At 36.3% G+C, this 26242-nt stretch carries 12 protein-coding genes; all 12 read right to left on the bottom strand.

Annotation, left to right across the window (positions count from 1 at the left end; genetic code table 11):
- Positions 1 to 563 precede the first annotated feature (563 nt).
- Positions 564 to 2507 carry a glycoside hydrolase family 97 protein gene (locus QMG60_RS14820; protein ID WP_281865442.1) on the bottom strand — a complete coding sequence of 648 codons (1944 nt, stop codon included), beginning with the start codon at positions 2505 to 2507 and terminating at the stop codon, positions 564 to 566.
- 77 nt (positions 2508 to 2584) lie between these two features.
- A complete protein-coding gene (locus QMG60_RS14815; RefSeq protein ID WP_281865441.1) occupies positions 2585 to 3943 on the bottom strand; it encodes a glycoside hydrolase family 43 protein in 1359 nt (452 codons plus the stop codon).
- Positions 3944 to 3978: 35 nt separating this feature from the next.
- Positions 3979 to 5892, bottom strand: a complete 1914-nt coding sequence (locus QMG60_RS14810) for a glycoside hydrolase family 97 protein (protein ID WP_281865440.1) — start codon at positions 5890 to 5892, stop codon at positions 3979 to 3981.
- A gap of 21 nt (positions 5893 to 5913) precedes the next feature.
- Positions 5914 to 8508: a xylan 1,4-beta-xylosidase gene (gene xyl3A / locus QMG60_RS14805; protein WP_281865439.1), complete on the bottom strand. Its 2595-nt coding sequence runs from the start codon at positions 8506 to 8508 to the stop codon at positions 5914 to 5916.
- A gap of 41 nt (positions 8509 to 8549) precedes the next feature.
- Positions 8550 to 10127: a glycoside hydrolase 43 family protein gene (locus QMG60_RS14800; RefSeq protein ID WP_281865438.1), complete on the bottom strand. Its 1578-nt coding sequence runs from the start codon at positions 10125 to 10127 to the stop codon at positions 8550 to 8552.
- Positions 10128 to 10179: 52 nt separating this feature from the next.
- A complete protein-coding gene (locus tag QMG60_RS14795) occupies positions 10180 to 12492 on the bottom strand; it encodes a glycoside hydrolase family 127 protein (RefSeq protein ID WP_281865437.1) in 2313 nt (770 codons plus the stop codon).
- 52 nt (positions 12493 to 12544) lie between these two features.
- Entirely contained in the window at positions 12545 to 15073 is a 2529-nt protein-coding gene (locus QMG60_RS14790; protein ID WP_281865436.1) for a glycosyl hydrolase 115 family protein, read from the bottom strand.
- A 71-nt stretch (positions 15074 to 15144) separates the two neighbouring features.
- Complete coding sequence (locus tag QMG60_RS14785; protein WP_281865435.1) at positions 15145 to 17862, bottom strand: alpha/beta hydrolase-fold protein; 2718 nt, start codon at positions 17860 to 17862, stop codon at positions 15145 to 15147.
- A gap of 17 nt (positions 17863 to 17879) precedes the next feature.
- Positions 17880 to 19115 carry an SGNH/GDSL hydrolase family protein gene (locus QMG60_RS14780; RefSeq protein ID WP_281865434.1) on the bottom strand — a complete coding sequence of 412 codons (1236 nt, stop codon included), beginning with the start codon at positions 19113 to 19115 and terminating at the stop codon, positions 17880 to 17882.
- A gap of 105 nt (positions 19116 to 19220) precedes the next feature.
- Positions 19221 to 20951 carry a glycoside hydrolase family 43 protein gene (locus QMG60_RS14775; protein ID WP_281865433.1) on the bottom strand — a complete coding sequence of 577 codons (1731 nt, stop codon included), beginning with the start codon at positions 20949 to 20951 and terminating at the stop codon, positions 19221 to 19223.
- A gap of 138 nt (positions 20952 to 21089) precedes the next feature.
- A complete protein-coding gene (locus tag QMG60_RS14770) occupies positions 21090 to 23030 on the bottom strand; it encodes a RagB/SusD family nutrient uptake outer membrane protein (RefSeq protein ID WP_281865432.1) in 1941 nt (646 codons plus the stop codon).
- A gap of 12 nt (positions 23031 to 23042) precedes the next feature.
- Entirely contained in the window at positions 23043 to 26132 is a 3090-nt protein-coding gene (locus QMG60_RS14765; protein ID WP_281865431.1) for a TonB-dependent receptor, read from the bottom strand.
- Positions 26133 to 26242 lie beyond the last annotated feature (110 nt).

The raw sequence follows: 26242 nt of genomic DNA, 5'->3' as shown, positions 1-26242 counted from the left end.
ATACACTAAATATATCAGTAACAAATATAAAAAAACAATTTAAAAAACAATCGGTTGTCTTTTGATATTTTTAAATTATATATAAAAAAAAACCAATATAAAAACATAAAGAATAATATTTTTATTTAAATAATGATAATTATTCATTTCAAAATTAATTTCAAAATAAAAAACAATGGATTTAACAGCCAAATGACAGATTTTATACAAAAAACATAATATTAAAAAAACAATAAAAAATTGATTAAAAGGGTTATTATATAGGTAAAAAACTATTAAAAAGGCTTTTATAAAAAGTTTTATAAAATTTACCTTATACTTAAAAGAAAAAAAATAGATTATACAGATCAAAACAACAATCGGTTGCTAAAAAATATTTCTTCTTGATATAATAAATATTGTAACAAAAAAGCCTGGTGGTAATTAATAATTAATTTCCACCAAGCTCAAAATTTTCAATTGAAACTCATTTATGTACTATTCAGAATACCAATTACTGCTGCATAAATTGCTATTATATTTTTTTATTTAATTTTAGTGTTGACATCAACTTTCTTACGCTTTTAATTTGTTATTAATATTCCTCCGTTGTGAGGTATGCTTATTTCAACTTCTTTGTTTTTACTTATTGTCAGTTTACTCACTTTTCCGTTTAACTGGTCATCGTCTGCATAGTAATTTACTGCCGTACCAGAATTAAGCATTTCTAGTTTTATCTTTGTCTTTAACTGTTTATTTTCAGCATTAATTCCAGCGATATACCATTTTGCACCCTTTCTTCTGGCCATTACAACATACCTTCCTGGGTATCCTTCTAAAAAACGAACTTCATCCCATACTGTTGGTACTTCTTTCATAAATTGTATAGCCCAGTCTGGAGCATCATATAAATTATTTGGTGCTAAGGCAAAATGCTGCACGCCGCTTTGAAAAAGCACCGAAGTCGCTAACGCAAATACATCAGAGGTCATTCTTTTGGAGCCTTTATTGGCAATGTTATCACTATTATAGAATTTATTTAAAGCGCTTCCTCCAAAATCCATACTTCCTACAGTGTTTCTAATAAAAGTATGTGTTGCTGCACTTACAGCTTCATTATCACAGCTTTGCTGTCCAAAATGCAGATTTTCACTAGCCAAAACTGCTTCACTAGAGGCATAATTTGGATACATGCGTTCCCAGCCTCGAGCTAAAGTACAGCCATGAAAAATTACCATTATTCCAAATTCATTAGCATCTGTCAAAATATCTTCATACAATTTCATGGTCACCTGTTTATCGCCTCCAAAAAAGTCAACTTTAATGCCTTTAATTCCGATGCTTTTCATCCATGCCATTTCTTTTCGACGGAGTGCTGTATTATCCATTAGTCCTTTGGGGCCTTGAGGAGCATCATTCCAGTATCCATTTGAATTATACCATAAATAGAGTCCTACTCCTTTTTGTTTACCGTATGCTGCTAATTCTGCTATTTTATCACGACCAATCTGCGTATCCCAAAGTGCATCAATTAAAATGGTTTCATATCCCATTGAAGCACTAAAATCAATATACTGCTTTTGTACAGGAAAAGTAGTATTGTTATCCATTTTCATGATCCAGCTCCAAGTTCCTTTTGTATACTGATACTCTTTAGAGGCTTCATATTTTGGCTTAACCAAATCAAACGGAATAGTGGTCTCAACTATCGGAGCAAGTGTTTCCCCAATTGTAATGGTACGCCATGGCGTTTCTCCTGTAAGCGGTATTCCTGGTCCTGTTGTCCCGTTTCCGTTATTTTCTCCCGGCATCGGAAATCCAATAGAATATAATCCGTTCTCATGTCCTATTAATCTACTTGCACAATATCCGCTGTCTACACCTGTTTCAGAAATTAAAAGCCATCCCGCATTATTTACTTTAAACAGACATGGAAACGTATATCCATTTCCCAAGCCATTCTTTCCGAGAACATCATCTAGTGTATATGAAGTTTCATAACTGGGAGCTGTTCTGGCAAATCCAGTCATTGGATTACTTTGCGGGCAAAGAAATGTCGAGGTTCCTTTTGGCAGTAAAAATCCTGAAACTTCTTCTTGAACTATACAGGAAAGTGTTTCTTTCTGCGGATATAATTTATACTTAAATGCCAGATTGTTGTTGCTTACTCTAAAGACTACATCTAAAGCTAATCTGCCATCTTTTGTGAATGAAAAAACGGCTTCGTTAGCACTATAATGCACACTGCTTTGTTTTATGTTTCGGAGCTTATAGGATTCGTCGATTTTATTTTGGCTGCTATTTTTTTCTAAAGTTAATCCAGAGCTATAGTCCCCCGCATTTGTTTTTAAGCCTAATGGAGATTTTTCTATAAATGTTTTTTCATTGTATGTTACACTATACTTAGGCATTCCGTTATTTACAGAAATCGACACCGCAAGTTTTCCGTCTGGACTTTTTACTGCTGGCTGAGCGTTTAGTTTAAGGAAACCCGCTAAACATACGAACATTAAATTTTTAAGATTCATGACCTTTTAAGATTTATCTTTTTGTTAATGATTGAACTCCTTTTCATTGCAAGAAATAGTATTGTTAATTAAAAATGTCATTTAGAAAACATCCAGTAATCAAAATACATGATTTTATCAGAAGCATTACCCTTGTATACAAAATAAAGATCATGCACTCCAGAAACTTTTTTAATATCTGTTGTAACAACAGCCCATCTGTCATTTCCTCCTGTCATAGGAACTTTTACTGTTCCTAGTAATTCCCCATCCAGACTATCAAGTCTAATTTCCATTGACACATTTCCATTGTGGGTGGTACCTACACGAGCAGTAAATTTTGCAGCACCCGATTCGCGAAAATCAACATCTTTTATTTTAGTGAATGCATTGTTTTTCATGGCAGTAATGAAGACGCCTACTTCTTTATTCTGCATTGACTTTACGTCTTTTGACCAAGCTATCGTTTCTGCTTCTGACTTAGCATAAGGATTTAGAGTATTGATTCCTTTTTTTATACCCTCTGTCATATTCATTTCTTTGACTTTTCCATCAGAATTAAACAACAATTCTTCAACTGCTACAGATCTGGTAAAACCGCTGCCACCTGGTAAAGCTCCATTATGATAAAAGAAATACGTTTTTCCTTTAAAATCTACAACTCCTGGATGATTTGTAAAACTCTCTCCCTGTGTTGGCATTACAACTCCTTGATATTTCCATGGTCCAAGCGGACTTTTGCTTGTTGAATATCCTATATGCTCAGAAATAGGTCCTGCGGCAAAAAACAGATAGTACAATTTATTCCTCTTATACAGCCATGGTCCTTCTTCATAAGTGGTAGGTCTGCGGGTATCTTCTTTTCCAGTACGTTTTCCAAATGATTCAATTGTGTTTGGAAAGATCTTTAACTCATCGTTGTAAGAGATCATGTCTTCATTTAATTTAACATAATGGCAAACAGGGTTACCCCATAATAAATAGGCTTGTCCATCATCGTCGATAAAAACGGTTGGATCAATATCGGCGTTGCTGTTTTGTATCAAAGGTTTTCCTAATGGATCTCTAAATGGTCCATACGGACTCTCTGATACTGCTACACCAATACCATTTCGTCCTTGATTATCTGTAATTGGGGCATACAAATAAAATTTGCCTTTTCTTTCTATGCATTGAATTGCCCATGCATTCATTTTAGCCCAGCTAAAATCTTTATACGATAGTACAGAACCATGATCTGTCCAGTTTACCATATCTTCTGTACTATATAATTTCCAATCATTCATGGTAAACCATGTAGAATTGTCTTCGTCATGCGAAGTATATAAATACAGTTTATTATTGTAAACCATCGGTGCTGGATCTGCTGTGTAGCTTGTCTGTACAATTGGGTTTTGAGCAAAACTAAATACAGGAATAATAAATGCTGTTAAAAATCTTTTTTTTATAAAATACATTATCTGATTGTTAATTAATTTAGGTTAAAAAACATTTACTTATTTAATACTAATGACGCTGCAAAACCACCCATATTTAATACTTTCACATCCAGCGAAGTTGTTTTATCTACCAGTAAATATTGCGTAGAAAAAGCTTTATCATGATTTCCATCGGCAATTAATGTGAGCTTAAAAGTCTGTCCTGCTGGTAAAAAATCAAATTTTAAATTTTGGATTCTTTCTTTTCTTCCGGAATTAATACCTCCAATAAACCAATCTGTTCCTTTTCTTCTTGCGATAACCGTATATTTTCCAGGAAAGCCGTCAAGCAGGATGGTATCATCCCAAGAGGCAGGAACCTGTTTTAAAAATGTTTTGGCTGCATCTGGCAATTCGTAATAACCTTCAGGTCTGTCTGCCATATGCTGTATTCCCGATTCAAAAACTACACTTAATGCAAGTTCATGACCATAAGAAGTAATATGAGGAAATTGTGAATTTGTAAAAGTTACCGGAGTGTAATCCATTGATCCTACGACATTACGGGTAAAAGCCAGTATATTATTGTGTTGTGCCGCCGTTGCGGTTAATTCTGGTCCATTGTTGTACCATTCTGCTCCGCGGACAGCTTCATAAGTCATAAGATGCGGATAAGTCCGCTGCCAGCCTCTCGGTACTAAACATCCGTGAAAATAAACCATGATTTTATATTTCGCTGCATCTTCTAAAATGTCTAAGTAATAATTTATCATTTCTTGTTTTTCACTTAAAAAGAAATCAACTTTGATCCCGTAAACGCCAAGCTTATTTAGCTTCTCAAATTCTTTAACTCGGTTTTCGTGAGTCAGCATTCGGTCAACAGGTGTGGAAGTGATCCATTTAAACTTACCTGAATTGTACCACATTAAGGGCTTAATACCAATCGAATGAATATATTTTATGGCATCTTCCAAGTTGCCGCCATTGCCCATCTGATCCCACTCCCAATCTAAAAGCGTATAAGGCCAATCCATAGCAACGGCTAAATCTGCAAACTGGGTTACGGTTTTAAAATCTTTTGTTCCGTGATTATTCGACCAGTAATTCCACGACGCTATACCGGGCTGAATCCAATCTGTATCAGTTAAAACAGACGGTTTCGATATATCATCAACCAATGTAGATTTTACAATATCTCCAAGCTCTCCTGCAATTATAACTCTCCAAGGCGATTTCCAAGGCAGTGCTATTTTGGCAAAAGGCTCTCCTATGCCCTCTTCTGCTCCAGGCAGCGTAACTTTATACCGTTCTTTGTTTTGGGTATTAGTCAGTTTTGAAGCTGCATAATTTCTGTCTAAATCGGCTTCATGAATCAGATACCAGCTAGGGCCATACTTTGTCTTAAACAATGCAGGATAGCACCAATCTTGCTGTATATCTCCATTTTTCATGCTATTGTACAGGCCTTCATTAGACAAATCAAACTTCTCCAGCCATCTTTCTGTACCTTCGGGAATAGAATAAGCTGTTAGTTCATCTGAAATGGTATAAGTTCCTTTTTTTTCTGGAAATTCATAACGAAATGCCACACCGTCGTTGTAAACTCTCAGAATTACATTTAAGAGAGATTTCGATTCGTTTTCAAAATAGAAAACCAATTCATTTGCTGTGTTAGAACAGTCCGATTTCTTTCCATGCAATACTTTGTACTGCTCTTTAATAAGTACTAGCTTGCCGATCTTTTTTAGTTTTAAGCCTTTTGAAAATGATTGGTCGTTTCGTACAATTCCCAAATATATTTTTGGAATTATTTCGTCATGTTTATCTTTATTAGCATAATTAACCTGCAAATACCAATTTCCAGAATTATTCTGAGTGTTAAATAATGCAACAGTTATTTTTTGATTGGGAGAGGTTAAAACTGCTTTTTGCCCGTACGACCAGACGATAGTAAACAGAACCAAAACAAGACTTAATGTAGATTTCATATTACTATTTTAAATCGTTTTTTACTGTACCAATACTTTAAGCATTTTGAGATCTTTTGCCGCTGAACTAGTGCCGTAATACAATTCATATTCGCCAGAAGTTACTTTAACAGCCATAGATGCTGCATCGAAAAATTCAAATGACGAAGCGGGTAAATCTATCAGCACGTTTTCTTTATCTCCAGCATTGACAGCAACGCGCTTAAAGGCTTTTAATGTTTTTAAAGGACCATCAGTATCATTTACTTTTTTAACATACACCTGAATAATTTCTGTCCCATCACGCTTACTGGTATTTTGCACAGGAATAGTCAATTGAATATTTTCATTTGATTTTATTTTAATCTTGTTCAATTTACCTGTACCAACAATAAACTTAGAATAACTCAATCCAAAACCAAAAGGAAATAATACATCTGTCGTATACCTGTAGGTGCGTCCTTTCATGGAATAATCTTCAAAATCTCTTAATATTTCCGAGTTCTTGTAAAATGAAACAGGCAGTTTTCCAGCAGGATTATAATCCCCAAAAAGCACATCGGCAACAGCTTGGCCTCCGGATTCTCCTGGATACCAGGCCTGTAAAATAGCATCACAGCTGGTGGTTTCGGGCGTTAAAGCTATAGCTGAGCCAGAACAGTTTACAAAAATCACTTTTTTTCCTGCCTCTTTTAATTCTTTTAAACATTTTCTCTGTACCGCTGGCAATTCTATATTGGTTCTATCTCCTCCCTTGAAACCCGGATAAGAAACCGGCATTTCTTCTCCTTCCAATAAAGTAGAAAGACCGCCAACAAAAACTACAGTATCAATACCATTTAACTTTTGGATTAAAGACGCAAAATTGATGTCAAATTCTTTTCCAAAATCAAATTCAAGATTAGCCTGCCAGTTGTTTGACTGGGCAAAATGAATTTCAATTTTATAAGTTTTACCTGCTTCAACTGGAAATGAAATATTTCCTGGAACAGTTCTCCAGTTGGTATATTTTGCAATAGATTTTCCATTAACAATTAATTCAAAAAATCCTGTCGCACCGGTTTTAAATACAAGGTTATCAGTTGCTTTTGCGGTAAATTCAGTTTCATATTTTGCAGAAAAGCCTTCGAGCTTAACTCCAGAAGCAAACTCATGCTGTCCAGCAGTAGTCATTTTTATCGGATTGGTAATTTGCGTTGAAATAACACTATTTCCTTCTCTGTTTGGATTATTCCAATAAGTGGCTCTCATTCCTTTTTTACCTTCAAACGAAATCTGATCGAAATAACTTTGATTTACTTTATCTTCTACCAAATCACAGGCTTTATCATAAAAGATTTTATCTGATCCAGTCTTGGATTCTATTCCTTCTTTGATTGTAATTGTTTTGACTGGCGTTCCGTTATAATTACCCCATAACATAGCTTCATTTGCTGCATTAGGTCCAATAACTGCGATTTTTTTCGATGTTTTAGCCAATGGCAGAATGTTGTTTTTATTTTGCAGTAATGTCATAGATTTCTGCGCCATTTCTAATGCCAGCTGTTGATGTTCTTTACTGTTAAGAACTGAAGCTGGAATCTGCGTCCATGGTACTATCGCATCGTCATCCATTTCTCCAAGTTCAAAACGGCCTTCTAAAACACGCTGTAAACTTTTATTGATATCGGCTTCTTTAATTAAATCTTTTTCAACTGCTTCAGGCAGATTTTTAAAAGGATATTTCTCCCAGACACATTCTACATCTGTTCCTGCCAGTACAGCTTTGGATGCAGCATGTACAGCATCTGAAGAAACTTTATGTGTGGTATAAAAATCTGTTACAGCCCCACAATCTGAAACTACCATATATTTATATCCCCATTCATCTCGGAGAATACGCTGCAACAATCGGGTATTGCTGCAGCAAGGTTCATCATCTAGACGCTGATAAGCGCACATTACTTCACGAACATCTGCTTCCTGCACCAATGCCTTAAAAGCTGGCAGATAAGTTTCGTAAAGTTCGCGCGGATTTACATTATTTAAATTCAGTTCGTGTCTGCTCCATTCGGGACCTGAATGTACGGCAAAGTGTTTGGCACAAGCTAGAAGTTTACGATATTTAGCGTCCGTGGGCCCTTGCAGTCCTTTTACAACAGAAACTCCCATTCTTGATGTAAGGTAAGGATCTTCACCGTAAGTTTCCTGCCCGCGCCCCCATCGCGGATCCCTAAAAATATTGACATTTGGAGTCCATACTGACAGACTTAAGAAACGTTTGTTTTCGTTTCCATCTTTAATCCATTGGTTATATTTGGCTCTTGCTTCATCTGAAACAGCATTAAAAACGCGATAAAGTAATTGATCGTCAAATGAGGCTGCCATTCCTATAGGTTCAGGAAAAACGGTCACATTATCGTTATTTGCATAGCCATGTAAAGCTTCGCTCCACCAGTTAAATTTTTTAATTCCAAGTCTTGGAACAGCATCAGACTGATCGCACATTAACGCTGCTTTTTCTTCTAGCGTTAATCTTGAAATTAAATCTTTTGCCCTATCGGAAGAACTTAAAGAAGGATTTTTATATGGCAACAGCTGTGCATGACTGCTAACTGCTGAAAACAAACTTATGACAAACCAATATTTTATTTTCATTGTTTCTATTTTTAGATTGTACTTTAAACCTTTTATAAAGATTAATTGTTTTTTGAAATCTTATCGTCAATACGGAAATAATCAAAATCAGCGAAACCGCCAGCAGTTTTAGAAGCGTAATTAAACAGCCCAAATCGGTAACCCATAAAATGCGGAATTGTGTATGGCATCTTGATAGATTTTCCTATACTGATCCATTTTTTTCCATCTATACTGTAATAAAATCTTCCCTGATCTGCTTGATTCCTAAAATCACATTCGGCTTTTAAATATATTTTGTCCTGATTTAATGGAACACTTTCTACTTCCTTTGGATTTCCTTTTTCAGCATCTATCATGACAATCCTTTTTGTTCCATGATCCACTTTTACTCCAACCCAGCCAAAATCCTTTTGCAGCAATGAAAGCCCAGCAAAATCTCCTTCCTTCATGTTTGAAATCTCGATCGCTGTCGTTCCAGAACATACAGGCCCAAAAGTTCTTTGTGTCAAAATATTTTTTACCTGCGTAAAACTGCTGTCTATTCTGGATGTTTTTAATCTTAAATAACCTTTTCTTTCTTTAACAGACCAGTTCGCATTATCTGGATTATGATTCCACTGCCAAACCAAAGGCAGGTCATTTTCTCCACTTTTACGATTAAATTCGTCTGAGTTTACAATTCCGGGAATTAAGCTTTTATTGGCTGGAAGATCTAGCATTTGAGGCACTTTACCATTTTCCCCTAGTATTGGCCAGCCGTTTTCCCATTTTACAGGAACCAGATAAGGAATGCGGCCAACTCCACCTGCATCTCTAAATAAATAAGAAAACCATCTGTCGTCGGGAGTATCAATAATCCCGCCCTGTGCAACGCCCAAATCCTGAAGTCCTATTTTTCCTTCCCAAGGCCCCATAATATTATCTGCTCTGTGTATGATTACGGTACGCATCCCATTTTTGGGCCAGCAGATATTAAATAGATAATATTTTCCTTTAATTTTAAAAAGCTGTGATCCTTCTGCCGGCAGCATAATATCACTCTTCGCGGGAGCATTGGCATTTTCTATTAAAACTTTCTTAGTTTCTTCTTTTACTGCCGATAAATCTTCTTTTAATTCTACAATTTGAAGTTTTCCTCCACCCCAAACAAGGTAGACTTTACCATTATCGTCAAAGAAAAGGGAATGGTCATGATAGGAATTGTTTAAAACAGTTCTCTTCCATGGTCCTTTTTCAATATCTTTTGTAGAAAAAATATAGGTTTTACCCGTCGTGCCTGAAAAAGTGCTTACATAATATACACCATTGTGATAACGCAGACTGCTCGCCCATGAACCCCTGCCGTAGTCATTTTTGCCATGATTTAAATTCAGTCTGTCATCGTTATCTTCTAAAGTTTGATAGGCATAATTAACAAGATGCCAATTCACCAAGTCATTAGATTTCATAATTGGCACCCCAGGATTCATGTGCATTGTGGTACTGCTCATATAGTAAGTGTCGTTAACCCTGATTATAGACAAATCAGGGACATCTGCGAAAATAATGGGATTCTGCGCCTGTCCTTTTTGCGCCTGACTCGTCAAAACGATCGATGTAATTGCCAAAACAGCATATATAAAATCTTTTGTTTTCATCGTAGTTTTATTTTCGGAATTTCTGAAAAATGTACAACTGAGATATTATTCGTTAATTCTTAACAATTCTAAGCTGATAGAATTTCGGACTGATTTTTCCGTCTTTAGCTAGAATTTTAATATTCAGCACATCCCTGCTGTCTATTTTTATTTTGATCATTTTTTTATCGGCTGAAGTTATTACAGCCGGCTTTTCATTAATCAAAATACTAATGTTGTCAATATTCAATTCATCTAAAACGCTTATATGCAAAAACCGTCCGCCGCTGTTTTTGTTGAGCATCTGATAAGAAATATAAGAGCTTGTATTTCGCCAGAACTTTCCGTCCTCGTAGCCAGAACTGCTTTTTTCTCCTTTATACAAATGATCAACTTCTGGTTGCTGCTCTCCGCAATTTATTTTATCTATTGTTTTCTCTTCAAGCGCCATAGCCTCGATTTCCTGCTGTTTCAGCAACTTCTGCTTTTCCTTATATTCTTCTTTGGAGTACGTTTGAAAATACATTTGATAACGGGCGTCATGCACCTCGAAAAAAGGTTCTAATTCTAATGAGTCTAAACGAAATCTTAAGTTTCCTAAATCCTTAAGTTTTGAAATATAAGCTGCTTTATTCCCAACCAGTGCATAGGCTTTATCAAGCGGAATAAATTTTCCTCTGGCAGCATGTCCCATTCGGCTGTCATCTGCAAATAAACCGTCTAATCCCTCGGTTGAAGTTTTTGCAGCCAGCACAATCGGTCCTTTTACAAATGCACTCCAATTAGAGCCGTCAGGAAGATTTTCTAAATGTACCGACATTTTAAATCTGACGGTTACTTTATCTCCCGATTTCCATTTTCGTGAAATCGCAGCATATTCAGATGGTTGAGATGCTGTTTTCTGCTCTTTTCCGTTAACGAGTATTTCAAAATTTTCAGCCCATTTTGGATAACGGATATTCAAGGTAAAATTTTTTGATTTTTTAAGTTTTAAGATTAACTCTGTCTGATTCTCATAAGGGAATTTTGTGGTTTGTTCTATCTCTATTCCATTTTCTTCCCACTTTAAAACCGACGGAATAAAAAGGTTTACAAAAAGATCATTTTGGGAATGGCTGTAAATTAATTCGCCGTACTTGGCATGATTTTCAAGCCCCGTTCCCACACAGCACCACATGCTTGTCTGGGGCTGAGAATAAACACGGTAATGATTTGGACGAATAGGCGTAAAATAAACAAAACCACCTTTTTCTGGATGCTGGCTGGAAAGAATATGATTGTAAAGCGTACGTTCATAAAAATCCAGATAATGCACATCCTTTTTATCGAGAAACAAAGCCTTTGCAAGACGTTCCATGTTGTACGAATTGCAGGTTTCCGGACCTTCATTCGATTTGACCATTCCGCTGAAATCGTTTACGGGATTAAAATGTTCTGAAACGCTGTTTCCTCCAAATGCAACTGTTCTTTTTTGTGTAACATTATCCCAAAAAAACACTGCCCCATCTAACCATTCTTTATTATCAGAAAGAACAGCAATCTTTTCAAAACCAACAACTTTTGGTATTTGTGTATTGGCATGCAGACCAGTGAGTTTGTCCTCTTTCTGCAATAACGGATTCAGGAAAGCTTTTTGAGATAATTGTTCAGCCGTTTCAAGATATTTTTTGTTTTTTGTAATGATATACAGATCGGCAAAAGATTCATTTATGCCTCCGTGCTCAGTAGCTAAAACTTTCTGGATCTGCTCATCAGAAAGCGGACGGATTAATTCTATAAACCAGTCTCCTAATTTTATTACTATTTCTTTCGCTTTCTTGCTTCCAGTATACTGATAAGCATCAATTAGACCAGCAAAAAGTTTGTGAATGTTATAGATCGGAACCCAGGTATTGTTTAATCCAAAACTGCTTCCATCAATATCTCCTTTATGAATCCTGTCCCAAAACACTTTACCCTGCGGAATACCACCAACATAACCATTGCCATTTTTATCCTGACAGCGTGCCAATTCTGAAAGCATATAGTCTAATCTGTCTTTAAGTACTTTATTTCCAGTAGATGCGTACATTAAAGATAAAGCAGAAAGATAATGTCCGCCGATATGTCCGTCAAGTCCTATACTTTCCCAGTTACCGTAGCGATCTGCTTTTGGCGGAAGCCCAGATTCTAATAAATAAGGCGCTAAAAGTTTATCGGGATCTAATGCTAAAATATATTTCAGATCTACATCCTGCGCATTTTTAAATGGTCCTTCTTTTAGTTTTACTGCGCTTAAATCAAATAACTGCATTTGAGCCGATACATTGGCTTTTAGATCTGATTGCGCTTGAGCTAATATAGAAAACCCAAAGAAAAACAGCAGATTATATAAATGCTTTTTCATGTTTTTTTTAATCATTTTAATATTTTTTTATCTACCAAAAGTGTCCTAAAACTTATTCAGCTACTCTATCACTTTCTGGAGCTCCCAAATAAGAAGGCTTCAAACCGCCTGTATCGATCAAAATTTTTTGAAGCACAATTCCAGGATCTAAAACCCTGAAACGAAGTATATGTTTTCCTGATTTCAGAATGTTATGTTTAGTGACAGAATGAATCATGTGTTCTGCCTGCCATTTGCCTAATTCTCCTTTATAATGACCATTAAAATTTACGAGCTGTGGTTTTTCTCCATCAAAAGATATTTCATATCGAAGTCCTTTATTACTGTTAAAATTCAACGTTGGAGCAAGTAAAAGTTCTACCGTAAATTCTCCCGCTGAAGTAAAATTAATTTCGTACTCCACAAAAACATTATCTGCTTCCATTGAGTAACTATTTTGCGGAAATGTTGTAATACCACTCAATGTTTTTCCAAAATCTGGAATTACTTCCCAATGTATTTTTTTAGAATTATTCATTTTAGAAAAATGAGCTGCATTAATCGATACATAGCCATCTTTTTCTATAAAAACTTTCGGATCAACAATTTCCTTATCAGAAAGATATTTTACGTCTGGAAGAATATTTTTAGGATCATCATGCCAAGCTTTATAGCCTATACGCATCTGATCCATCATATGAGTCCATTTGCCGCCAGAAATCTCATTATTGTATTTATTTTGAAGAATAGAATCTCGCTCAAATTTAACTTTAACCTGATCTGCATAATAATTGGCCCGACTATTTTTTTCGGCTGCCAGTTTCATATTTTTTGCCTGTGCAAAATACATTTCATAAAGATTACAGCAGGCATCTATTGGATATAAAACCAGTTGAAAATAAGCATCTTTATATTCTTTAGGAAGTTCATTGTAGACTCTATAAGCATCAAGGGCTAAGTTTTTATACTCATTAACAACCGTTTCAAATTCATTATAATTTTCTAAAGAATAAGTTTTGCTGTCCAGCATTTCTGGAGTAACGCGACGATTAAATTTCGGATAGGTATTTAATAGTCTGACTACTTCTTTAGAATATTTGCTCCCAAACTGCTCTGCTGCCCAGTTTTCTGTATATTGAAAGAGATTCTGAGAATTGAAATTTTTAGGGTTCCAAGCCATGTCCAAAAAGAAGCTGATTGGGAATTCCATTGGCTTTAAGTCACCAACATTAACAATCCAAACTTTATCGACCCCGTTTTCATAGCTAAGATTCATTTGTTCCCAGACCCTTTGTATCGGACTTATGTTAATCCATTTTGAATTTCTTGGACCGCCCACATAATCAAAATGATAATACATTCCGTATCCGCCTTTATGTAGGGGTTTTGAAAGATCTGGAAGTTTGCGGACATTTCCCCAGTTGTCATCACAGAACAAGAGAATTACATCATCAGGAACTCGCATTCCCTGATCGTAATAATCCTGAACCTCTTTATATAAAGCCCAAACCTGAGGTGTTTTATTGGCGCTTTTACCTGTTTCTTTCTCAATAATTTTACGCTGTTCTTTTACAATATTCTCCAGTAAGCTAATATTAGTGCCTTCGCTCATTGCTTCATCGCCATCACCGCGCATTCCAATGGTTACCAGCTTTTCCCAATTTTTGCTTCGCTGAATTCCTGTTTTCCAGAATTCGTCTAAAACTGTCTTATTTTTGGAGTAATCCCATATATTAGGCAGATTATTTTTTTTGATGTATCGACGCCAATCTGTCTGCGCCAAAGCCATTGGCTCATGATGGGAAGTGCCCATTACAATTCCCATTTCATCAGCCAAAGGCCCACTGGCCGCATCATCGTCATAAAACGCATTTCCCCACATTGCAGGCCACATGTAATTGCCCTTTAACCTAAGTACTAATTCAAAAACTTTTTCATAAAATTTGCTGTTGAAACCATCAAAAGTAGCTTTTGCCCAGCCGCTTAATGCAGGTGCTTCATCATTCAGAAAAATCCCTCTGTACTTTACAGCTGGTTCTCCATCTGTATAAATTCCTTTAATAAAGTAAATATTTTCTTTATGTTTTACGGGTACATCTGCCCAGTAATACCATGGAGAAACGCCAATTTGTCTGGATAGTTCATAAATTCCGTAAATTGTACCGCGTTTATCACTTCCTGCAATTACAAGCGCCTCATCTACGCCCTTGAAAGGGTTTTTAACCTGCTGTATAATAAACTTCTCATTTTTGCCTTTGAGTTCTTTTCCTTCGATTTTTTTTTGTTTAATTAAATCATCAATAACAGAATTTGTCCCTATCATTCCAATAATAATGAGTGGTGATGAAGTATTGGGATTTTGATTTAAAATATTAGGACGCTGGCCGGTAACTTTTTCAAAATCTGACTGAAGATTATTTACAGCACGCAAAATACCTGCATCCAAATTTGGATTTACCCAAAGAGAGAGTGATAAAGACTTTTCTTTCAGCACCATAACGTTCTGGTTTCTCTCTTCTGTTATAAAGGGCTGAGAAGCCTTTGAAATAGTACTTATTAAAACAATAATTACAGTGCTTATAAATTTCAAATAGTTTTTCATGAGGTGTTTATTATCAAGACATTCCAGGTAGTTTATTTTAAATCAAAATCTTTAAATTCTGTTTTATTCTGTTATTTGAACAGCAACTGTGAGTACAGGAACAAATCATGTCTCCATACTGGCCAGGTGTGCCCGCCAGAATATTCACTATATTTATATTTAATGCCTGATTGATCCAATTTCTGCATCATGATTTTACAGTTCTCATAGGCTATATCTTCTTTTCCTCCCATAGAAATCCAGAAATCTTTTAGATTAGCATTAATAGACTGTGCGTTGTTTTTTATAAATTCATATTGAGGATCTGATAATTTTGGATTATTTGCCCACCAGCCTGAGCTGAATACTCCAAGACTTGAAAACATAGCGGAGTTTTTTATTCCTGCATAAAGCGTCTGAAGCCCTCCCATTGATAAACCTGCTAAAGCTTTATTTTTGCTGTCTGTTGCAACTTTAAAATTACTTTCAATAAAAGGTATTGCTCCATTTTTCAACTCATTTTCAAATGCTTTTAATGTTTCTTCGCTAAAACCTGCAATACCACCTGTGTTTCCCATATTTCCGTCAAGCATTACAATAAGCATTTTCTTTGCTTTGTTTTCTGCAATTAAATTATCTAAAATCAAATTTGCTTTTCCCTGAGTACTCCATCCTCTTTGGTCTTCACCTCCTCCATGCAATAGATACAGCACAGGTAATTTTTCGGATGAAGTTTCATATCCTGGAGGCGTATATACATACATTTCACGCCATGAATTAGTTCCTTTAGAAAAATATTTCATTATCCTTACTTCTCCATGCGGAACGGTTTTCAATTCATAGAAATCGCCATCTCTTTTAGGAATTTCTATTCCGCTGGCCATACGTCCCATTCCAAAAAAAGTTTCGCTTGATGGATCTGCAACTGCCACACCGTCAATTAATAGCGAGTAATAATTAAATCCTCCGTTTATTACATCAGTTGTAACATTCCAAACCCCCTGACCATCTTTCAGCATATCGTACTTTCTTCCAAGATCTATCTGCACTTTTGATGCTTCAGGTGCGTTTACTTTGAATACTACCCTGTTATCCGGCAGAATCTGAGGATATTTTGCGTTACGTATGTTTGTTTGGGCTGTCGTTCCTAAAACGGTATATTTTGCAAAACTTGACACGTCAACAGATTTGAACAATAACTGAGAGAACATGTATAAGCTGTTTTTCCATACTTTAAAATCATGAACCCCAGGTTCGAGATAATAAATGTGAGGCACATTGTTTTTAAATAAGTAATCGTGAGTTCGTCTACTGTTTTCCAGCAGCCAGTCATTATCTCCACAAGAAATCCAAAGCAGTTTCAATTTCTTTTTGGTTTCTTCGGGATTAGGCACTAACTCTTCTGTTTTCTTAGTATTTGGAGCCGATGAAAATCCGCCTATCCAAGCAAACTTGTCTAAGTTTCCTAATCCGAAATTCAGAGATTGTCCGCCTCCCATAGATAATCCTGCAATGGCACGGTGCTCTCTATCTTTGTAAACATTATATTTTTTTTCAATAAAAGGAATTAAATCCTTCAATAAATCTTTTTCAAAATCTGCAAACGCCTGCACTTTGTCTGGTGCCATTATATTTCCAGTAGCGCTGTCATCTTTCATGGCTCTGCCGTTTGGCATTACCACAATCATGGGCTGTAATTTTCCTTCTGCATAAAGGTTGTCAAATATAATCTGCGGATTCCCTCCGTTAAGCCATTCTTTTTCATCTCCTCCAATTCCATGTAAAAGGTATAAAACTGGGTATTTTTTGCTTTTACTAAATCCAGGCGGTGTATAAACAGCTGCTTTTCTAATTGTCCCAACTGTCTTTGAATCATAGCTTACCATTTCTATTTTTCCCGCTGGAACTGTATGGTCTAACTGGTCAAATCCTACTGGCGCCTGAACTATAAAGGGTTCATTTGTGTTATTTGATTTATACCCTAATAACGTAAGCATTTTTTCTGCATAACGTTTTCCTAAATCTCTATATCCTGCAGCACTAAAATGCAGTAAATCCGAAGCTACTGCACAGCCTTTTGATGAAATTACATAAGAAGTTGGAATGGTTTGAGGTAGTGTTGCAATGATTTTATTCATGCTGGCACATTTTCCTTTTTGTTCTTCATGAACGGTTTCTCCAGAAAGCAGCGGCACCTTTTTAGGATCAAGGTGTAGATCTTTCATCAGGTTGTCGTATACTATTTTTACCTTTTTTGGCCATAGCGTATCACCTGTGTTAGATTCTCCCTGATGCAGTAAAATACCTTTTATAACGCCTTTTTTCTGCGCAATTTTTGCCATCTCTACAAGTCTCGCATACGGACTGCCATTATATTCTTTAATCATTCCCAGCATCCAGTCTGGTGCTGTTTTGACATAATTTTCGAAATTATTTTTATCAAAAAGCTCAATTTTACACCCTCCCACTGCAACATTTACCACTCCTACTTTTATGTTTTTAGGAAGATTGGCAACCATTGTTCTTCCAAAATAATCTGTCGGAGATAATCCGGTTTTGCATCGGCATAATGGCGGAATTGCTGTATACCATTTACCCATTTCACGATTCAAATCTGGGCAGTTTACTGCTTCCAGAACCTGAAAGCGAGGATCTACATTTATTTTGTCTTCAGCTTCTATAGGAGCAGCGCCTTCCATATTGGACTGTCCAAAACTTAAATAAACATGAAAATTTGGATCCTGAGAATATCCATTTTGTCCTGTTAAAAAAAGGAGCGCTATTGCGAAAAATCTAATTATTGATTTCATGGTATCGTGTTATCTGTTTATTTAAATAAGTTTAAATCTACTACTTCACCCATCCTTTGGTATCCCAGTTCGTTTGGATGTAAAAAATCGCCGTCATGCATATTTGACAAGATAGTTTTAGAATCAGTTGCTGATGCCATTTCTTTGTCAAAATCTATCACAGCATCAAAATTGTTGTTTCGAATCCATGCATTTACGATATCTCTTGCTTCTTGTTTGAAAGGTGCATCATAAAATGATTTTTGAAAAGGCAGAATTGTACATCCATATACTTTTATGCCTCTGGCATGTGCTTTCTCAATCATAATTTTATAAGTATCTATAATTTCCTGCGCTTTTACAGGAGCATCTTCTGCTCTCTTAATTCCGCCTATGTCATTTATGCCTTCTAAAATTACGAGCCATTTTGTACCTGCCTGCGAAAGTACATCACGATCAAAACGGTCTAATGCTGTTGGGCCTAGTCCGCCTTTTACAACGCAATTTCCTCCTATCCCTAAATTCAAAACTCCAACATTTGCAGTCGTTTTATCTTCTCTCAATCTAGCTGCTAAAATATCTGTCCAGCGATTTTGCCTGTTTGTGCCAGATCCGCGTCCATCGGTAATGGAATTTCCTAAACAAACAATATTAGACGCATTTTTTGAAGCCACTACATCCAGTCCCATAATAGAGTACCAATGATCTGTTTTTACGGCATTAGAAAAAACGTCATTATCAAGATTATCACCTGGCAGAATATAGGATGTCGTTCTAGATCCAGGATGTCCAGATGTTTTTTGTGATGCGGCTCCATAATAAATAGTTATAGCAAGCAACTGACCAGGTTTTAATTGAAAATGCAGCATATCTGAAAACACTTCCTGTCCCGGATTTAGTATTATCTCCTGACTTCCATTAAAACTAAGATTCTTTTGTGTCTTTTTATCAATTGCCGGAGCGTCAATTACATTGGCTATACTAACTTTCTTTAAAACGGTAACCTGATCGCTGAATATATTTGAAAAACGAAGACGGATTTGCTCTCCTCCTATAGAAACTTTTATAATCTGGCGAAGTGTGTTTTCGGCCAAACCTGGGGCTGGAGGCATATTGTTTGGTTCTACAAGCATTTGTGCACAAGCCCACGATCCTGCCCAGTTTGCTGAAGCTGACTTTTTAGACGAATTTTCTAGTGCTTGATTGGTCTTGCATCCTGCAATTAAAATAAAAAGCTGCAAAAACAATACATATTTTAAATGTCTCTTTATCATACCTGTTAATTTAAAACATCTTTATTTTTTCCAAAAAGCACAGTGATGAAGTACTTCTCTTTCCGTAAACTCTTCTTTTTATCAATAATGAGCGTTTGAAAAATTCTATTTCGGATGCGCGTTATTAAATGAAGTGGCATATAATCCTACCAAAGCTCCTGTAAATCCGCCAGCTACGTTTGTTGAAAGGATATCCCCTGAAACTGCGCTTCCCAGATTTTGAAAATCCGCACCATTTAATGCGTAACTAAACTGATAACTATCTCCAGCAGCTTTAACTTGAAGGCGCAATGCTCCTTTAATTTCTATTTTTGCACTTGATACAATTGCTGACTGTCCATTTTCTGTTCTTTCCAGCAGTATATAAGTATCTTTTCCTTTTTTAGTTACTCCAAAAACATAATTATAGCGTTCATTCTGCAGACATACAATTCCTGCAAGATCTTTTTCAGATTCTGGTTTAAACTCTAATGTAGTTTCAAAAGAAAAAGTATTGTGCTGCTGTCTGTAAAATAATGTAGAGGTTGGTTTTAATTCTTGGATATTTACAGGAAATGGATTAATCTGTAATCCTTTTTTAACAATAGAAATAAAATGCTCTCTTGGGCCTCGTAATCCTATCCATCTGTAATCTAACTTTTCTGAGGTGAAATTCTCTGTAAATGTAAAATTTCCATTAGGGAAAAAATCATCTTTACCAGTTTTGTTTACTACTCCATTTGGCATTTTTAATTTTGGCCCCATTGGAACCAAGCCATTTTCAAAAACAGGAAAAGTACCTGACCAATCTACCGGAAGCATAAATGTTTCGCGTCCTGCATTTACTCTGTCTTTTTCGTTTGGACGAATTCCTAGAAATACACCGTAATATTTATTATCAGGTCCAAGCACTAAATCAGCATGTCCTGCCCAATCTACTTTGTTTGGTCTGTTTTGAGGGAAATATCTTTGAGTAAGGATTGGATTATTAGATGATGGTTTAAAAGGCCCTTTTGGACTATCACTAATAAAAACTACCTCACTATGATTTCCTCCTGTACCTCCTTCGGCACACATTAAATAATAATGATTGTCTTTTTTGTATAAATGAGGAGCTTCAATCCAGATAGGTTTCTTTGAAAGATCAACTCCGCCATCCACTATAATTTTATCTGTCCCTGGAATTACCTGATCTTTTTCTAAATCATATTCCCAAACTTTAATTACACGATGTCCGCTGTACAATTCTTTTCCTTTATCAGGAGCATCATTGTGTACCACATAACCTTTGCCGTTATCATCAAAGAAAATAGAAGGATCAATTCCGTTAAAAGCTAATTTAATTGGGCTTCCCCATCCTTTTTTAGGATCTTTCGTTTTTACAATAATATTTCCCATATTACCAGTAAAAGCCGTTACAATCATATAGAAAGTATCATTATGAGGGTTATAAGTAATTCCTGGCGCATAAACTCCTGCACTGATACCAGTATCATGAGGGTTAAACTCTGAAACTTTATTTAATACCCCACCTAAATCAGTCCAGTTTACCAAATCTTTAGAATGAAAAATCGGCACTCCTGGAAACATCGCAAATGAAGAACATACCATGTAATAGTCGTCACCTTTTCTTGTAATAGCCGGATCAGGATAACATCCTTGTAGAATTGGCGAATAAAATTCATCCTCTTTTAAGGGATTGTTTTTATAAATTTGGTCGTCTCCTATATAATAAACCTTAGAAAAAATAGGCTTTTTACTGTTTTTCATTTTTGAAACTGTGCTTCCCTGAGCATGAATAAAGACAGAGCAAAACAAAGCTGCAACTGATAGGAGAAACTGTTTTTTCTTGATCATTGTATTGTATTTATTAAAATATATTCGAAAAATATTAAAAAGCCGAGATGGATACTCCCGGCTTTTTATTAAAACTAACTTAAATAAACCATAAGACTTTATCTCTATCTGTATACAATTAGTTTTATAAGATAGAACTTAATAACCAGGATTCTGATATGCAGCTTTTTCATCAGCTGACATTTCCATTCCATCAATCTGCGCCTGTGGAATAGGTCTTAGATAATGATGTGGTTCAATTGTTCTGGTCACTACTTCTGGTGTGTGTTGTCCATAGTTAGAACCTCCTATAGAGTATTTTCCAGCAATTTCATTCCACTTCTGTGTTCTCACTAAGTCATACCAACGGTATCCTTCTCCAAAAAACTCTCGTGAGCGCTCTGCAAGAATGTAGTTAATATCAATTACAGCTGGAGTTGCACTTGTCATAGCCGCGCTGTTATCCTGTATTTTTGCAGTATTTCCATTATTGTTCCATCTCCATTTTCCTGCTCTGGCTCTCAATACATTTACAAGTGACCTAGCGCTTAAAGATCCTGTTGCTCCTTTCACTGCAGCTTCGGCGGCAACAAGATATAATTCTGAAAATTTTGCTACTGGAAATGGTCTTGTACTTCCAGCATTAGGCTGTCCTAGTCCTCCTGCATTATCTGTTCTGTAAGGACCTAATTTCCAAAAACCTGGGTATACTATTCTGCTTATTCCTTTTGGAGAAATCACATAATCAGCTCTACCTGGCAGAACTCCCGCTCCAACTCCGCTGTCTCCTTGTCCTGAAGGATAAGTTATCGGAGTTAATGGTTCGTCATCAAGGAAAGTTAAAACAGCATCACCTGGCTTAATTGTCAAACCATTTGCATTGGTTAGCGTTGCCACGCCTGTAAGACCTGTTCCCTGAAGATTCCAATTGCCTCTGAAAACTGTCGCAAATGTTCCGTCATATCTAGAATCATTAATCTTATCTGCGAATGTATTGGTAAAAACTTCAATAGGCGGAGCCATTCTTGTCCATGGGCGTCCTAAAAATTGATTTGCTTCTCTTTGTACTGATGAAACTGCTGCTGTTCCGTTTTTGCTTCTAATAGCAGTATAATTCCACGTAACCATCCACCCAGAAAAGTTATCTGGGGCACCACCGCTTCCATAAGTAAGACTTGCTCCATTGTAATATTCACTGCTCTCTGTATGATCAGCATACAGCATTACTTCTTTATTTCTGTCATTTGATCCCACATTAACATCATAATAAGAGTCAAGCAATCCATAAGAACCTGGATTATTTATTCCGTCAACAGCAATGTTATAAGCCTCCTGAAAGTACCATTGTGCATTATGTCCGTCAGGATCTGTTCTTGGAGTGTCTGGGTAAGTTGGAATATTATTAGGGTTCTCCAGCCACCAGCCATATGTAAGATACGCCTTTGCCAAAAATAGTCGTGCAACAGTTTTGGTTACTGTACCTGTGAGCCTTGGAGCATCAGGAAGATCATTAACGGCAGCAAGTAAATCTGGGAAAATAGCTTTTGTATACACTTCTGGAACCGTGTTACGTTTTGAATATCTTGAAGGCTTACTGTTAAACTTTAATTCTCCAGCTCCTAAATCCAATGGCACACCTCCAAAAGTCTGAACCAGCAAAAAGTAATCAAAACCTCTAAAAAATTTAGATTCTGCAATTAAGCTGCTGGCAACTCCTACGGCAGCTCCATTCTCAATAATACCACTAGCGGTATTGATATCATAATACGAATTATTCCACAAAACATCTGAACGGCTTGACGTTGGATTAATAATACCTACTCCTGATAAATCATGATCTTTAAAATTTCCGTCAGCGCTCTGAGCATATGTTGCCTCGTCTGTTCCCGTCTGACTGGAATTGTAAAAATAAGCCTGACCATAAATCCAGCGTAAATGCGCGTAATGAGAGGTTAATCCCTGCTTAACTCCCTGCTCTGTTTTAAAGTAACCCGGTTCGTAAAAATCATGAGGTTTTTCCTCTAATATATCTGAACAGCCAGCTAATGAAAGTAACACTGTTGACCCTATAATTAAATTTTTAAAAATATATCGTTTCATATCTGTATCTGATTAAAATGTTAAATTAAGTCCAAATAAATAATTTCTGGTTGTAGGTGTATTGGTACCAATAACAGAGAATCTTCTTTGATACGATGCCACTGCCTGGTTTTCATCACCTAGTGAATTAGTTTCAGGATCCATTCCAGATTTATCATGATATGGAGAAAATAAAACAAACGGATTCTGTGCTGTAAAATACAGTCTTAATTTATCTATACCCAGATTTCTTGTAAAAGTCTGATCGATAGTATATCCAAGAGTAATTGCCCTGATTTTTACATAGGATGCATCAAAATACCCCATTGTTGACATGTACTTAGGATTGTCTCCGCTTCGGATACCTCTTGGGTTAGGGAATTCTGCATCTCTGTTATCTGGAGTCCAGTAATCTACATCAACGTTGCTTCTTCGTCCGTTTAATAAGTTCAAATAACTTGCTCCACCATACAGCGTACTGATTAAGACTCCTCCGCTTTTAAATGCCCCCACTGCATTAAAATCGAATCCTTTATAGGTTACATTGGTATTGAAACCTCCTTGAAAATCTGGATCTGTTTCAATAATCTGGCGATCGCTTGCATTTATCGCACGAGCTGGTGAACCGTCTGGATTATACTCTCCAGTATATTTAACTTTAATCGATCCTACAACTGTTCCCTGCTGATTAATTCCTGTTGGGCCTGGCTCTAAAATTGACATATACGGATCGCCTTCCTGCCAGATTCCAGTCTTTTCATAATCAAAAATGGAATTAATATTATATCCAACAAACCAATTGTTTGCTTCGTCACGGCTTGCCCCTGAGGCTAAAGCAACAAGCTTATTTTCATTTTTATAAAAATTAACTCCAACAGACCATGTAACACCATTAGGATTATCAAGTATAACTCCATTCAACGAGATTTCATAACCTTTGTTCTCTGTTTCTCCCACATTTGCCACATAGCTGCTCACACCAGATGTTGCAGGCAGTCCCACTCGCTGTAATAGATTTTTGGTATTTGTTTTATAATATTCGACTGTACCGGATAAACGGTTATTAAAAAATCCGAAATCTAAACCGTAGTTCCATGTAGTTGAAAACTCCCATCCCAAATTAGGATTTGGAAGCTCAGTAACATATACTCCAGTTGAATTATTACTTCCGAAATTGTATGGTCTTGTGCTTAAAGCTCCAAGAGTTGCGTACGGAGATACTGCCTGATTGGAAGTTTCACCATACCCTGCTCTCAATTTCAATAGGCTAATGCTTTTAACATCTTTAAGGAATGACTCATTTGAAAGTGTCCATCCAGCAGAAACCGCAGGATAAGTCACCCATTTGTTTCCAGGAGATAATCTTGATGAACCATCGGAACGTACTGTTCCAGATATAAAGTAACGATTGTCATAAGAGTACATTAACCTTGCCATATACGATGTTAATCCCCATTGGGTATAATCTTGATCTGCAGGGTTAATTACAGCTTCTTCCTCGCTTTGTCCTAAATTATAAAACTGGAAGGCATCAGAGGTAATTCCGTTTCGAGTCACTCTAGAACTCTGTCCTGTATACTGCTCGTTTGAATACAATCCTACAAAATTCACGGTATGTTTCTGTGCAAAAGTTTTATCATAAGTGATTAAATTTTCCAGCAGCCATTGCGTAGACCAGCCATTTGTTATTGCAGCATTAGAAAGTGTCGTAGGGTTAACGTCAAAAACTCCCTGACCTTCATAATATCCTGCATTTGATGTACGTAAATTTAAACCAGTATTAAGTCTGTATTTCAGTCCGTCAATACCAGGAATTTTAACTTCTGCAAAAATGTTATTATAAGAACTGAAAGCTCTATTTAGATTAACATAAGAATCTCCTAAGCTTTTAATGGATTGTCTGGTGTAAACCCATTGATCATCAGCCGCCATGCTGACCGTTCTTTTCAGAGAACCATCTGCATTGTATGGATTAGCCAGCGGTGAAGTCCCTAAAATAGTTCCTGTTCCGATATTATCTCCATTTGTAATGCTGTAATTGCTATTGGTATTAAAACCTATGCGGATAGATCGGTTAATTTGCTGGTCTAAACCTGCTCTAAGACTGAAACGCTCATACTTTTGACCAGGAAGAACTGATTCTTCTTTGTAATATCCAAAACCTGCATTGTAAGCTCCCGTTTCACTTCCTCCCGAAACACTTACATCGTGACTAATCATTTCTCCAGAACCGTACAATAAATCCTGCCAGTCTGTATTTACATTTCTTTTTTCGTCAACACCATCTACATACAAGCCTGTATAATCACGAAGTGCAGCGAACTTAGAGGCATCCATCATAGGATATCTTGAAAAAACCTGTTTTATTCCGCTAAAACCGTTGTATGAAAATGTTGCTTTTTGATTTTTTTTCCCTTTTAAGGTAGTCACTAAAATTACACCATTAGCTCCACGCGAACCATAGATAGCAGTTGCAGAAGCATCTTTTAGAATATCAACCGACTTAATATCTGCAGGATTAATATCTCCTATGGAACCTGCAAAAGGAACTCCATCGAGTACAACCAACGGATCATTACTACCTGTAAGGGATCTTGTTCCTCGTATTCTGATCTGCATGGCTGCCCCAGGCTTAGAAGAAGTTTGTGTCATCTCTACCCCAGGCAGTCTTCCTTGCAAGGCTTGAGTAATATTAGCCGCAGGCACTTCATTTAATTCCTTCCCTCCCAATGAAGCAACCGATCCTGTAACAGCTTCCTTAATTTGGGTACCATATCCAATAACGACTACTTCTTTTAAGTTATTTGAGTCTTCCTCTAAAAGTACATTGATTTTAGTTTGTCCATTTACATTAATTTCTTTGCTTTTGAAGCCTATAAAACTAAAAACGAGTACACCATTTGAAGGAGCACTTATAAGATAGTTTCCATCGAAACCAGTACTCACCCCGTTTTTTGTTCCTTTTAAAGTAACATTCACTCCAGGAATTGGACCACTTGCGTCCGAAACTGTGCCTGTAACTGTTGTTTGTGCCTTCATTTGAAATGAGGCCAAAAACAACAGGATCAAAAAACCAAAGCCTTTGTAATGCTTCGATTTACTTGTAATAAAAAAATTATTCATAAAAATGGATTTAATTATTAAAATTGGTTTTTGTTAGTAAGTTTTCATTAACACTTTTAAGGTTAAAATGTAGTACTACTTATAAGTGTATTTATTACAAATGTAAAAAA

Source organism: Flavobacterium sp. GSB-24 (assembly GCF_027924665.1).
GTDB lineage: Bacteria > Bacteroidota > Bacteroidia > Flavobacteriales > Flavobacteriaceae > Flavobacterium.
The sequence above is the reverse complement of the archived record's forward strand: the minus strand, read 5'-3'. Positions and strand labels throughout refer to the sequence as shown.

Coding starts and splice junctions, on each gene's coding strand:
- QMG60_RS14765 (WP_281865431.1), bottom strand. CDS start 26,132: ATGAATAATTTTTTTATTACAAGTAAATCGAAGCATTACAAAGGCTTT.
- QMG60_RS14820 (WP_281865442.1), bottom strand. CDS start 2,507: ATGAATCTTAAAAATTTAATGTTCGTATGTTTAGCGGGTTTCCTTAAA.
- xyl3A (WP_281865439.1), bottom strand. CDS start 8,508: ATGAAAATAAAATATTGGTTTGTCATAAGTTTGTTTTCAGCAGTTAGC.
- QMG60_RS14810 (WP_281865440.1), bottom strand. CDS start 5,892: ATGAAATCTACATTAAGTCTTGTTTTGGTTCTGTTTACTATCGTCTGG.
- QMG60_RS14795 (WP_281865437.1), bottom strand. CDS start 12,492: ATGAAAAAGCATTTATATAATCTGCTGTTTTTCTTTGGGTTTTCTATA.
- QMG60_RS14815 (WP_281865441.1), bottom strand. CDS start 3,943: ATGTATTTTATAAAAAAAAGATTTTTAACAGCATTTATTATTCCTGTA.
- QMG60_RS14775 (WP_281865433.1), bottom strand. CDS start 20,951: ATGATCAAGAAAAAACAGTTTCTCCTATCAGTTGCAGCTTTGTTTTGC.
- QMG60_RS14780 (WP_281865434.1), bottom strand. CDS start 19,115: ATGATAAAGAGACATTTAAAATATGTATTGTTTTTGCAGCTTTTTATT.
- QMG60_RS14790 (WP_281865436.1), bottom strand. CDS start 15,073: ATGAAAAACTATTTGAAATTTATAAGCACTGTAATTATTGTTTTAATA.
- QMG60_RS14800 (WP_281865438.1), bottom strand. CDS start 10,127: ATGAAAACAAAAGATTTTATATATGCTGTTTTGGCAATTACATCGATC.
- QMG60_RS14785 (WP_281865435.1), bottom strand. CDS start 17,862: ATGAAATCAATAATTAGATTTTTCGCAATAGCGCTCCTTTTTTTAACA.
- QMG60_RS14770 (WP_281865432.1), bottom strand. CDS start 23,030: ATGAAACGATATATTTTTAAAAATTTAATTATAGGGTCAACAGTGTTA.